The 12,623-nt window shown below is 73.9% G+C and carries 10 protein-coding genes; 8 read left to right on the forward strand and 2 right to left on the reverse strand.

From position 1 onward, the window contains the following. Positions 1-315 precede the first annotated feature (315 nt). The 5 genes from ACYU8I_RS17415 (at position 316) to ACYU8I_RS17435 (ending at position 4,623) form a co-directional block, all read left to right on the forward strand. On the forward strand, positions 316-1,794 hold the full coding sequence (locus ACYU8I_RS17415; protein WP_460843292.1) for an APC family permease: 1,479 nt from the start codon (positions 316-318) through the stop codon (positions 1,792-1,794). Positions 1,795-1,855: 61 nt separating this feature from the next. Beyond that, positions 1,856-3,196, forward strand: a complete 1,341-nt coding sequence (locus ACYU8I_RS17420) for a class II 3-deoxy-7-phosphoheptulonate synthase (protein ID WP_460843295.1) — start codon at positions 1,856-1,858, stop codon at positions 3,194-3,196. Further along, positions 3,193-3,861: an SDR family oxidoreductase gene (locus ACYU8I_RS17425; protein ID WP_460843297.1), complete on the forward strand. Its 669-nt coding sequence runs from the start codon at positions 3,193-3,195 to the stop codon at positions 3,859-3,861. Before ACYU8I_RS17420 ends, ACYU8I_RS17425 begins: the two co-directional genes overlap by 4 nt. Beyond that, positions 3,861-4,262, forward strand: coding sequence for a PPOX class F420-dependent oxidoreductase (locus tag ACYU8I_RS17430; RefSeq protein ID WP_460843299.1), 402 nt, complete (start codon positions 3,861-3,863; stop codon positions 4,260-4,262). The genes ACYU8I_RS17425 and ACYU8I_RS17430 overlap by 1 nt, the downstream gene beginning before the upstream one ends. Positions 4,263-4,272: 10 nt before the next feature. Continuing rightward, positions 4,273-4,623 (forward strand): MmcQ/YjbR family DNA-binding protein, encoded by a 351-nt coding sequence (locus ACYU8I_RS17435; protein WP_460843302.1) that lies wholly within the window; start codon positions 4,273-4,275, stop codon positions 4,621-4,623. Positions 4,624-4,642: 19 nt separating this feature from the next. Here the strand turns inward: ACYU8I_RS17435 and ACYU8I_RS17440 are convergent, their stop codons facing one another. Both ACYU8I_RS17440 and ACYU8I_RS17445 read right to left on the reverse strand, forming a co-directional pair. Further along, a complete protein-coding gene (locus tag ACYU8I_RS17440; RefSeq protein ID WP_460843304.1) occupies positions 4,643-4,840 on the reverse strand; it encodes a hypothetical protein in 198 nt (65 codons plus the stop codon). Positions 4,841-4,988: 148 nt separating this feature from the next. After that, positions 4,989-6,824 (reverse strand): hypothetical protein, encoded by a 1,836-nt coding sequence (locus tag ACYU8I_RS17445; RefSeq protein ID WP_460843307.1) that lies wholly within the window; start codon positions 6,822-6,824, stop codon positions 4,989-4,991. 230 nt (positions 6,825-7,054) lie between these two features. Here ACYU8I_RS17445 and lon point away from each other — a divergent pair, with 230 nt between their 5' ends. From lon to ACYU8I_RS17460, 3 genes are read left to right on the forward strand one after another with little or no spacing between them, the layout of a single operon-like run. After that, complete coding sequence (gene lon / locus ACYU8I_RS17450; protein ID WP_460843309.1) at positions 7,055-9,421, forward strand: endopeptidase La; 2,367 nt, start codon at positions 7,055-7,057, stop codon at positions 9,419-9,421. Positions 9,422-9,434: 13 nt separating this feature from the next. Next, positions 9,435-11,483 (forward strand): S9 family peptidase, encoded by a 2,049-nt coding sequence (locus ACYU8I_RS17455; RefSeq protein WP_460843311.1) that lies wholly within the window; start codon positions 9,435-9,437, stop codon positions 11,481-11,483. Between the two features lie 25 nt (positions 11,484-11,508). Beyond that, positions 11,509-12,507, forward strand: a complete 999-nt coding sequence (locus tag ACYU8I_RS17460) for a threonine aldolase family protein (RefSeq protein ID WP_460843313.1) — start codon at positions 11,509-11,511, stop codon at positions 12,505-12,507. Positions 12,508-12,623: the final 116 nt, after the last annotated feature.

A 12,623-nucleotide genomic window follows, 5' to 3' on the forward strand; every position in this document is an offset into this window, starting at 1 on the left:
GACGGCCTCGAGGTCGGCCGCCGCGACGGCGAGCGCCGCCACCGGACGACGCAGCCGGGCGAGGTCGAGCCGGCGGTCGGGCTCGTGCGGCGGCGGCCTCCCGGCCGAGGCGGCGGGAGCCGGCTCGCGGGTCTGCTGCACGACGGTCGACACGGTGAGCCAACTTACGGCCGGGCACCGACGTGCCTCACCTGGTTTTCCCCGGACCCGTGCCGACGGTCGGGGCGGCGTACGGCGCGGTGCTGGCCCCGGGGGCCCGGAGGGTCCACGATGTGCCTGACGAGGACCGCTCAGGCTCCTCTCAGGGAGGACGACATGTCCAGCGACACCGACCGCACCGCCACCGACGACGCCGCCCGCCCGCCGGGCCAGCAGCACGGCACCGAGCTCAAGCGGGTGATGGGCCCGGGTCTGCTGCTGCTCTTCATCGTCGGCGACATCCTGGGAGCCGGTGTCTACGCCGTCACCGGTCGCCTGGCCGGTCAGGTCGGCGGCATCGCGTGGCTGCCGTTCCTCGTGGCCTTCTCGGTCGCCACGCTGACGGCCTACTCCTACCTCGAGCTGGTCTGCAAGTACCCCCGCGCCGCCGGCGCCGCGCTGTACACGCACAAGGCCTTCGGCATCCACTTCGTCACGTTCCTGGTGGCCTTCACCGTGATGTCGTCGGGCATCACCAGTGCGTCGACGTCGTCGGGCCTGCTGGCGAGCAACCTGCTCATCGGCGTCGAGGAGCTCGTGCCCGGCACGCCCACCGGTGACACCGCCACCCTGGTCACGGCGCTCGTCTTCATGGTCGTGCTCGCGCTGATCAACCTGCGGGGCGTCGGCGAGAGCGTGAAGTTCAACGTCGTGCTGACCCTGATCGAGATCACCGCCCTGGCCATCGTGATCGGGATCGGGTTCATCGTCATCGCTGGTGGTGACTCCGACGTCAGCCGCATCACCGTCTTCGAGAACCCCGACGACAAGGGTCTCTTCGCCGCGGTCACCATCGCCACGGCCATCGCGTTCTTCTCGATGGTCGGCTTCGAGGACTCCGTCAACATGGTGGAGGAGACCAAGGACCCCGCCCGGATCTTCCCGAGGATGATGTTCACCGGCCTGGGCATCGCGGTGATCGTCTACATGCTCGTCGCGGTCTCGGTCATCGCCGTGATCCCGGCCGGGCAGATCGCCGAGCCGCAGAACCCCGAGGCAGGCATCCTGCTCGACGTCGTGCGCATCGGCGCCCCGGACGTGCCGATCGACTCGATCTTCCCCTTCCTCACCGTCTTCGCCGTGGCCAACACCGCCCTCATCAACATGCTCATGGCGAGCCGCCTCGTCTACGGCATGGCCAAGCAGCAGGTGCTGCCCAAGCCGTTGGCGGTCGTGAGCCCCCGCAGTCGGGCCCCGTGGGCCGCGATCGGCTTCACCACCGTCATCGCGCTGGTGCTCATCACCGTGGTGCGGCTGCAGAGTGAGAACACCGTGGTCGCCGCCCTCTCCGGCACCACCGCGCTGCTCCTGCTCGCGGTCTTCGCGATCGTCAACATCACCGTGCTGGTGCTGCGCCGCGACCCCGGCCCCGAGGGCGCCTTCCGGGCGCCGACCTGGGTGCCCGTCGTGGGCGCGACGGCCTGCCTCTACCTGCTCGGCCCGTGGGCCCGGCTGGAGGCCGACATGATCCAGTACAAGATCGCCGGCGGGCTGCTGCTCCTCGGCGTGGTGCTGTGGGTGGTGACGGTCGTCGCCAACAAGATCACCGGCACCGACCCGACGCAGTTCGAGGACGTCGAGCACCTGGCCGACTGAGCCCCGTCCACGGGACGCCCGCGATTCGGAGGGCGCGGCGGCGCGCCCGTAGCATGGAGCGGTGTCCGTCGCAGTTCCTGACCTCGCTTCCCTGCACGCCATCGGGGCCGCGCAGCAGCCGTCGTACCCCGACCGCGGGGCCGTCGACGGCGCCGTCGCCCGCCTCCGCTCGATGCCGCCGCTGGTCTTCGCCGGCGAGTGCGACGAGCTGAAGGGCAAGCTGGCCGAGGTCGCGCGCGGCGAGGCGTTCCTGCTGCAGGGCGGCGACTGCGCCGAGACCCTGGCGGGCGTCACCGCCGACAACGTCCGCAACAAGCTGCGGGTGCTGCTGCAGATGGCGGTCGTGCTGACGTACGCCGGCTCGGTCCCGGTGGTCAAGCTCGGCCGCCTGGCGGGGCAGTACGCCAAGCCGCGCTCGTCGGACTTCGAGACCCGCGACGGCGTCACGCTGCCGGCCTACCGCGGCGACGCGGTCAACGGCTTCGACTTCACCGAGTCCTCGCGCGTGCCCGACCCGCAGCGGCTCGTCGACGTCTACCACGCCTCGGCCGCCACGCTGAACCTCGTGCGCGCCTTCGTCACCGGCGGCTACGCCGACCTGCGCCAGGTGCACACCTGGAACACCGACTTCGTGCTGGGCTCCGACGTGGGCCGTCGCTACGAGCAGCTCGCCGGCGAGATCGACAAGGCGATGTCGTTCATGTCGGCCATCGGCGTCGACCCCGAGGAGCTGCGCCGGGTCGACTTCCACTCCAGCCACGAGGCGCTGGTGCTGGAGTACGAGCACGCGATGACCCGTACCGACAGCCGCACCCAGCTGCCGTACGACGTCTCGAGCCACTTCCTGTGGATCGGCGAGCGCACCCGCCAGCTCGACGGTGCCCACGTCGAGCTGATGAGCCGGATCCAGAACCCCATCGGGGTCAAGCTCGGACCGACCACGACGCCTGACGACGCGATCGCGCTCGCCGCCAAGCTCAACCCGCTCAACGAGCCCGGCCGACTCACCTTCATCACCCGCATGGGTGCGGGTCGGATCCGCGACGCGCTGCCCACGCTGCTCGAGAAGGTCACCGCGGCCGGCGTCGAGGCGGCGTGGGTGTGCGACCCGATGCACGGCAACACCTTCGAGGCCAGCTCGGGCTACAAGACCCGGCGTTTCGACGACGTCATCGAGGAGGTCCAGGGCTTCTTCGACGTGCACCGCGCGGCCGGCACGTGGCCCGGCGGCGTGCACGTCGAGCTCACCGGTGACGACGTCACCGAGTGCGTCGGCGGTGGCGAGGAGCTCGACGAGGCCGGCCTGGCCGACCGCTACGAGTCGGTCTGCGACCCGCGCCTCAACCGGGTGCAGAGCCTCGAGCTGGCCTTCCTCGTCGCCGAGATGCTGCGCAAGGCATGAGCCTCGTCCCGGGCGCTGCGCTCGTCGCCGGGACCGGTCCCGGCGTCAGCGGGCACCTCGCCCGGCTGCTGGCCGCCGAGGGTCGCGACCTCGCGCTGCTCGGCGCCGACGCCGACGTGCTCGCCACCCTCGCCGACGAGCTGGGCGCCACGGGCGTCCGGGTCGTCACCGCCGAGGTCGACCTGACCGACGACGCCGCCACGCGCACGGCCGTCGAGCAGACGGCGTCCGAGGTCGGCCCGCTCGCGCTGGTGCACGTCAACCCCAGCGCCTGGCGCGGTGCTGACCCGCTCGAGCTGGCGCCGGCCGACCTGCTCCTCGACGTCGCGCTCGGGGTCGGCGCGCTGCTGAGCGTGGTGCAGGCCGCCCACCCCCACCTCGCCGACGGCGCACGGGTCTCGGTGACCGGCAGCATGGCCGCCGACGAGCCGTCGTACGACGCGGCCTCGCTCGGCGTGCAGAAGGCCGGCGTCCGCAACCTGGTGCGCAGCCTCGACGCCCGGCTGGCCACCGAGGGCCGCCGAGCGGTGTCGGTGACGGTGCGCGGCGCGCTGGCCGACGAGGGACCCTTCTCGCACGCCGCGGTCGCCCGCGCCGTGCGCGCGGCGGTCGACCAGCCCGGCGACGACTGGCACGACGAGGTCCCCTACGAGGGCGGCGCCTGATGCCCCGCACCCGCACCCTCGAGGGCGAGCACCTGGACTTCTGGCGCGAGCGGCACCTGTGCACGCTGACCACCCTGGGCGCCGACGGCGACCCGCACGTCGTGCCCGTCGGCGCGGTCATCGATCTCGACGGCTCCGACGACGGGGAGCCCCGGGCCTGGGTGATCACCTCGGCGGGCGTGCAGAAGACGGTCAACGCCCGGCGCGACCCCCGGGTCGCGATCTGCCAGGTCGACGGCAGGCGGTGGTCGACCGTCTACGGCACCGCCGAGGTGCTCGACGACCCCGCGTCGGTGGCCGAGGCGGAGCGCCGCTACGCCGAGCGCTACCGCCAGCCACGCGAGAACCCGGAGCGGGTCGCGCTGCGGGTCAGCATCACGCGCGTCGTCGGCAACGTCTGAGGCGTCGGTCGTGTCCTGCGCGGTAGTCGACGTGCTCGACCTGGCCCACCAGCTCGAGCAGGTGGTCGTGGCCGAGGGCGACCGGTGGTCGGACCTCCGCGTCGCCGGGCGCACGTTCGGCTACGTCTGGCCGGCCACCGTGACGGTCGGCCTCAAGCAGCTGCTCGTGGAGCAGCGTGCCCTGGTGGCCGAGCGACCGGAGGTCTTCGAGGTGCAGTTCACCGCCGGCCGGTTCGGTTGGGTGGTGTGCCACCTCGAGCGGATCGAGCGCGACGAGCTGGCCGAGCTGGTCTTCGAGGCCTGGCGCCTGAGCGCGCCCGACGACCTCGTCGACACCCGGGCCGACCGGCTCCCCGTCTGACGCGGGTCTCGTGCCGGGCTCACGCGTCGTGGCGGGGGTCCTCCTGGGGGAACTCCTCGGCCACGGGGTGCGCGCCGCCGTCGGGCGAGCCCTGCGCGGCGTCGTACTCGCCCTCCGCGGCGGGGCCGTCGGTGCTCGACGAGGCGGCCTGCTCCTCCTCGGCGTCGTCGACGCGTCCGGCCAGGCCGTCGTCGGCTCCGGGAGTGCTCTCGCTCATGGGTCTCGCCTCTCGTCGTGCGGGTGGGGACAGACCACGGGCGTACCCGGGCGTCCGGGGGGCCACACGCCCGGTCGCTGACGCACCGCGGCCCCGGCGAGCGGGCGCTCGCCGGGGCCGCGGGGTGTGGCGGTGGTGCGTCAGGCGGTCAGCGGACCACCTTGACGGGGACGGCGGCGTAGCCGCTCACCACGTGGTCGCGCGACAGCGTCTTCTTGGCCGTCGTCGTGCCGCGCACCGTGAAGCTGGTCGCGAGGGAGGCGTTCTTGGCCTCGCCCTCGAGCCGCTTGATCGTCTCGGGCACGGTCTCGGCGATCTCGCCGCCGAGGATCTCCTCCTCGTACTCCTCGAAGAAGATCTCGGACTCGTCGAAGAAGTAGAACTCGTCCTCGCCGACGTAGCCGCCGCGCACCACGAGGCGGCCGGTGCGGCCGACCGACTTCTTCGACGCGGTCACCGGGACCTCGACGTACTGCGTGTCGGCGGTGCGGGAGTAGAGCTCGACCCTGACGTTCTGCGTGCTGCCGGCCTTGAGGACGACGGGCGAGGTGCGGGTGATCTGCTTCCACGCGCTCCCGACCTTGCGGTAGGTGCGGCCCACGCGCCACGTGTCGGCGGCGTCGCTCAGGGCGGTCTGCGTCGACAGGCCGGTGATGGTGACGGCCTCGGTCTCGTTGGACAACAGCGCGGACAGCTGCTGCGCGAGACGGGTCAGCGGCGCCGAGGCGACGTCGTAGGTGCTCGTGTAGACGTCGGAGAACTCGACGGTGAAGGGAGTGCCGTCGCGGCGTGCGCCCTCGATCGTCCACGACGCCGTCGCCGTGCCCTTGCCGGTGCGGTCGAGCGCGCGGTCACTGGCGGCGAAGGAGTTGGCGAGGCCCGCGTCGGCGACGAGGTCGCTGACGCTCACCCGGGTGGTGCCCCCGGCCTGGCGGCCGCGGTAGGTCGCGGCGGCCGTCACGTCGAAGTACGTCGGCAGCGAGCCGAGCACACCGGCGATGCCCGCGACCCGGTCCTGGTCGACGGTGCCGACCGGCGCGCCCGCGTTGGCGAGCTTGAAGCCGGCGAAGGTGCCGCCCGGCACGATCCCGACGGCGTCGGCCGCGTGCAGGCCGTAGGTGGAGTCGCCGGCGTAGTTGAAGGGGTGGCCGAAGGCGGTGACCTCGTCGCCGCAGACCTCGGTGACGGTGCCGGTGGCGCCGGCCGAGACGTAGCCGTGGCCGAGGGAGGCGACGACGTTGCCGCCGGGGACGATCGCCTCGGCCCCGGGGCCGGTGCCGTCGGCGAGGGAGGCGGCGCCGCCGTTGGCGACCGAGCCGTGGTCGTCGAGCCAGCCCTCGAGCTGGTCGAAGCGCCGCTGGGTCAGCCCGGAGACGGCGATCGGGGTGGGCAGCGCGCGCAGGCCCGAGGCGGCCTGGGAGCGGGTGGCGGCGCCGGAGGCGGCGACGCGGCTGGTCATCGTGCTGCCGAGCGCGACGCGCTCAGCACCCTGGGCCTGCATCGCGTCCCCGTCGTCGAGCAGCTCGTCCATCGCGGTGGCGGGGGTCAGGCCCGCGACCGTGGTCTTGCCCTCGTTCAGGGTGTACGACACGGCACCGACCAGCTGGGTGCGCTCGGCGTCGGCGTAGACGGGGGAGCCCGACATGCCGCTCCAGACGCCGTTCTTCTCGATGACGCCGGAGGTCGAGCTGAGGTCGGCGAGGATCATGTCGGTGCCCGGCGCGATGCCGTTCTTGAGCACGCCGATGATGGTGCCCTGGAACGCCCCGGGCGCGGTGCCGCGCGACGTCGTCAGGCCGTTGACGGCCTGGTCGACCTCGAGGTCCGCCGGAGCGACGGGCTCGGCGCAGGCGAGCGCCTCGGGCTCGTCCGCCGAGGCGGAGACGGTCGTGGACGTGGTGAGGCCGGCCAGGCCGACCGTGGCGGCCGACAGGGCGGCCAGGGAGGCTGCAACGCGCCGTCCCCCGAGCTGACGAGTACGCATGGTGTGTGGTGATTCCCCTCGCTGGTGCCGCACCGAGCGGTGCGGGCAGCGCATCTTCTCCCGGTTCCTGCTGCGGCGCAGGGAATGGCGGTGCGCCGCCACGGGGTGGTCCAGGCCACTGGCGGGAGTCCGCCAACGGGCCGGTCCGTTCGCCGTGGGCGGACGGTCGGGGGGAAGCGCCCGGCGCCCGCCCAGGTTGAGCCCGTCAGACTCGACCCCGAGGAGACCCCGTGTCCGAGCCCGTGTCCGAGCCCCTGCCTCAGTCCCTGGACGACCAGCCCGTCCACCTGCCCCTGCTCTCCGTGCCCGACACCGTCGTGCTGCCCGGCATGGTCGTGCCGCTCGAGCTCGACGGCGACGTGCGCCCCGTCGTGGAGGCCGCGCAAGCGTCCGCCGGTGACCGGTTGCTGCTCGCCCCGCGGCTCGCCGACCGCTGGGCCACTCACGGCGTCGTGGCCACCATCGACCAGGTCGGGCGGCTGCCCGGTGGGGCCCGCGCGGTGGTGCTGCGCGCCGGCGACCGGGCCCGCATCGGCCACGGCGTGCCCGGCCCCGGTGCGGCGCTGTGGGTCGAGGCCGAACCCGTCGGCACCGGGCCGGTCACCGACCACACCCGGGCGCAGGCCGAGGACTTCAAGCGCACGACCGTGGCCATCCTGCAGCGGCGCAACGCCTGGCAGGTCGTCGACCAGGTGCAGCAGGTCAGCGACCCCGGGGCCCTCGCCGACCTGGCGGGCTACGCGTCGTACCTCGACGACCAGCAGAAGCGGCAGCTGCTCGAGACCCCCGACGTCGACGCGAGGCTCGCGCTGGTCGTGGCCTGGTCGCGCGAGCACCTCGCCGAGCTCGAGGTCAGCGAGAAGATCAGCCAGGACGTCCGCGACGGCATGGACAAGCGGCAGCGCGAGTTCCTGCTGCGCGAGCAGCTGGCGGCGATCCGCAAGGAGCTGGGCGAGGGCGAGCCGGAGGGCACCGACGACTACCGCGCCCGGGTCGAGACGGCCGAGCTGCCCCAGCACGTGCGCGAGGCGGCGCTGCGCGAGGTCGGCAAGCTCGAGCGGGCGAGCGACCAGGGCCCCGAGTCGGGGTGGATCCGCACCTGGCTCGACACCGTGCTCGAGCTGCCGTGGTCGGTGCGCACCGACGACCGCACCGACGTGGCGGCCGCACGCGAGGTGCTCGACGCCGACCACCACGGGCTCGACGACGTCAAGGACCGCATCGTCGAGCACCTCGCCGTGCGCGCCCGGCGGGCCGAGCGGGGCCTCGAGGTCGTGGGCGGACGTGGGTCGGGCGCGGTGCTCGCCCTTGTCGGCCCGCCCGGTGTCGGCAAGACCTCGCTGGGCGAGTCGGTGGCCCGTGCCCTGGGGCGCCGCTTCGTCCGCGTCGCCCTCGGCGGCGTGCGCGACGAGGCCGAGGTCCGCGGTCACCGACGCACCTACGTCGGTGCGCTGCCCGGGCGCATCGTGCGGGCGATCTCCGAGGCCGGGTCGATGAACCCCGTCGTGCTGCTGGACGAGGTCGACAAGGTCGGCTCCGACTACCGGGGTGACCCCGCGGCGGCGCTGCTCGAGGTGCTCGACCCCGCGCAGAACCACACCTTCCGCGACCACTACCTCGAGGTCGACCTCGACCTGTCCGACGTGGTCTTCCTGGCCACGGCCAACGTGGCCGAACAGATCCCCGAGGCCCTGCTCGACCGCATGGAGGTCGTGCGCCTCGACGGCTACACCGAGGACGACAAGGTCGCCATCGCCCGCACCCACCTGCTGCCGCGCCAGCTCCAGCGGGCCGCGCTGACCCCGGACGAGGTCACCGTCGACGACGAGGCGCTGCGCCTCGTCGCCACCCAGCACACCCGCGAGGCGGGTGTGCGCCAGCTCGAGCGGGCCCTGGCCAAGGTGCTCCGCAAGGTCGCGACGCGGCTCGCGACCGGCACCGGGCCCGTGGACGTCACCGCGGAGAGCCTGCGCGACCTGCTCGGGCGGCCCCGCTTCACCCCCGAGTCGGCCGAGCGCACGGCCGTGCCGGGCGTGGCCACCGGTCTCGCCGTCACGGGCACCGGGGGAGACGTGCTCTTCATCGAGGCCTCCGCCTCCGAGGGCGAGCGCTCGCTGCACCTCACCGGCCAGCTCGGCGAGGTGATGAAGGAGTCGGCCCAGATCGCGCTGTCGTACCTCCGGGCGCACGGCGCCGAGCACGGTGTCGACGCGGGCCCGCTCGACCGCGCCCTCCACCTGCACGTGCCGGCGGGCGCCGTCCCGAAGGACGGCCCCTCGGCCGGGGTCACGATGGTGACCGCCCTGGCGTCGCTCGCCACGGGGCGTCCGGTGCGCTCCGACGTCGCGATGACGGGCGAGGTCACCCTCAACGGTCGCGTGCTGCCCATCGGCGGGGTCAAGCAGAAGCTGCTCGCCGCGCAGCGGGCGGGCACCACCACGGTGTTCATCCCCAAGCGCAACGAGCCCGACCTCGACGACGTGCCGGCCGAGGTGCTCGAGGCCCTCGACGTGCGGCCGGTGGCCGACGTCGCCGAGATCCTCGCCGCGGCGCTCGAGACGCCGTCAGCGGCCGACGAGACCGTCGTGGCCGCGTGATAGGCAGGTGGGCGTGACCGAGACCCCCGCGGCCCCGCCCACCCCCTTCCACGACCTCGACGCGTACGTCGACCTCCCGCGGGGCAGCGGGCTGCGGCTCTCGCCCGACGGCTCCCGGCTGGTGACGGCGCAGGCGACCCTCGACCCCAAGAAGCAGCGCTGGGTCACCGCGCTGTGGGAGGTCGACCCGGCCGGCGAGCGGCCGGCGCGGCGGCTGACCCGCAGCGCCAAGGGTGAGGGTGGGGCGGCGTACCTGCCGAACGGCGACCTGCTGTTCGTCTCGGCCCGCCCCGACCCCGAGGCCGACGGCGACGACGACGAGAAGCCGCTGCTGTGGCTGCTGCCCGCCGGCGGCGGCGAGGCCCGGGTCGTCGCGACCCGGCCCGGCGGGATCGGCGGCGTCGACGTCGCCTCCCGCACCGGCACGGTGCTCGTCGCCTCGAGCACCTTCCCGTCGTCGACCGACGAGGAGTCGGAGGCCGAGACCCGCAAGCGCCGCAAGGACGGCAAGGTCTCGGCGATCCTGCACGAGTCGTCGCCGGTGCGCTTCTGGGACGCCGACCTCGGACCCGACCACCCCCGGCTCTTCACCGGCGCGCTCCCGGCCGACGCCCCGGGCGACGCCCACATCGAGCTGCACGACCTGACCCCCGACGCGGGCAAGGCGCTGGTCGAGGGGTCGTCGGCCATCAGCCCCGACGGGTCCACCGTCGCGACGTCGTGGGCAGCGCCCGAGCGCGGCGGGCCACGCTCCACCCTGGCGCTCGTCGACGTCGCGACGGGCGAGCGCCGTACCGTCCTCGACGACCCGGAGCGCGAGTTCGCCGCACCGGTCTTCAGCCCCGACGGCCGCCGCGTCGCCGTGCTGGTCGAGCACCGCTCGACGCCCACCTCGCCGCCCGACGAGCGCCTCGCCGTGCTCGACCTCGACACCGACGGGCTCACCGACCTCAGCGGCGCGTGGGACCACTGGCCCACCGGCTTCGAGTGGACCCCCGACGGCGCGGCCCTCGTCGTCACGGCCGACGAGGACGGCCGCAGCCCGGTCTTCCGCTGCGACGTGTCCACGGGGGAGTGGACCCGCCTGACCGCCGACGACTTCGCCTACTCCGACGTGCAGGTGAGCCCCGACGGCACGGCCGTCTACGCGATGCGCACGTCGTACGCCGAGCCGGCCCGCCCGGTGCGCCTCGACGCCACCACCCCCGACCAGCACTCGGTGCCGCTGCGGGGCCCGTCCGAGCCTCCCGCGCTGCCGGGCACGCTCGTCGACGTCGAGGCCACCGCCGACGACGGCCAGCGGGTGCGCTCGTGGCTGTGCCTGCCCGAGGGTGCCTCGGCGGAGTCGCCGGCCCCGCTGCTGCTGTGGATCCACGGCGGCCCGCTGGGCTCCTGGAACGCCTGGTCGTGGCGCTGGAACCCCTGGCTGGCCGTCGCCCGGGGCTACGCCGTGCTGCTGCCTGACCCCGCGCTGTCCACCGGCTACGGCCTCGACTTCGTCGCGCGCGGCTGGGGCGCGTGGGGCGCCGCGCCGTACACCGACCTGATGGCGGCCACCGACGCGGCCGTCGCCCGCGACGACGTCGACGAGACCCGCACCGCGGCGATGGGCGGCTCCTTCGGCGGCTACATGGCGAACTGGGTGGCCGGCCACACCGACCGCTTCGACGCGATCGTGACTCACGCCAGCCTCTGGGCGCTCGACCAGTTCGGGCCGACCACCGACGCGCCGTGGTACTGGCGGCGCGAGATGACCGACGCGATGGCGCTGGAGAACTCCCCGCACCGCTTCGTCGACCGGATCACCTCGCCCGTGCTGGTGATCCACGGTGACAAGGACTACCGGGTGCCGATCGGCGAGGCGCTGCGGCTGTGGACCGAGTTGGCCGAGCGGTCGGAGGCCGAGGACGGCACCGTGCCGCACAAGTTCCTCTACTTCCCCGACGAGAACCACTGGGTGCTCACGCCCAACCACGCCAAGGTCTGGTACTCCACCGTGCTCGCCTTCCTCGCCCACCACGTGCTGGGCGAGGAGTGGGAGACCCCCGACCTGCTCCGCTGAGCCGAGGGCTGCCTAGGGTCGAACCATGATCGACCTGCGCAGCGACACCGTCACCGCCCCGACCTCGGCGATGCGCCGGGCGATGGCGCAGGCCGAGGTCGGCGACGACGTCTACGACGAGGACCCCACGGTCCGGGCGCTGCAGGAGCGGGTCGCCGACCTGTTCGGACACGAGGCCGGGCTGTTCACCCCCACCGGCTCGATGGCCAACGTGCTCGCGGTCGCGCTGCTCGTGCAGCCCGGGCAGGAGGTGCTCGCCGAGTCGCGCGCCCACATCCTGCGCGCCGAGCTCGGGGCCCACGGCGCCCTGGGCGGCATCACCAGCCGCACCTGGGTCGACGAACGGGGCCGGCTCGACCTCGACGCCGTGCGCTCGCTGCACGCCCCCGACATGGGCCCGTTCTTCGTGCGCACCGCGGCCGTCTCGGTCGAGAACACCCACAACTTCGCCGGCGGCACCGTCGTGCCCGCCGCCGACCTGCAGCGGCTGCGGGGCTGGGCCACGGAGGCCGACGTCGCCGTCCACGTCGACGGCGCCCGCATCTGGAACGCCCACGTCGCCACCGGCACCGCGCTCGACACGTACGGCGGCTGCGCCGACGCGATCGCCGTCTGCTTCTCCAAGGGCCTCGGCGCGCCCGTCGGCTCGATGCTGCTGGGCGGCCGTGAGCTCGTCGAGCGCGGCCGCGTGCTCCGCAAGCGGATGGGCGGCGGCATGCGGCAGGTCGGCGTCCTGGCGGCCGCAGCGGCGTACGCCCTCGACCACCACGTGGAGCGGCTCGCCGAGGACCACGAGCACGCGCGGCTGCTGGCGGAGGCGTGCGGCGCCGACCCCGACCTGACCGAGACCAACATCGTCGTCGTCGACGTGCCCGACGCCGCGGCGGTCGTCGCCGCCGCTGCCGAGCACGGTGTGCGCATCGGCGCCGTCGGCCCGCAGCGGGTCCGGATGCTCACCCACCTCGACGTCTCCCGCGCCGACGTCGAGCGCGCCGCGACGGTGCTCGCCTCGGTCGTCGCCTGAGGCCTCGCTGCCAGGTCCGTGCTGTCGTGGGGCCTGGTCGGCGACCCGGTGCTGGCAGCGAGTCGCTGATCACCCGGCTGACCGGGTAATCCGCACCTCACCGTCAGGATCGGGTC

The organism is Nocardioides marmoraquaticus, assembly GCF_054777915.1.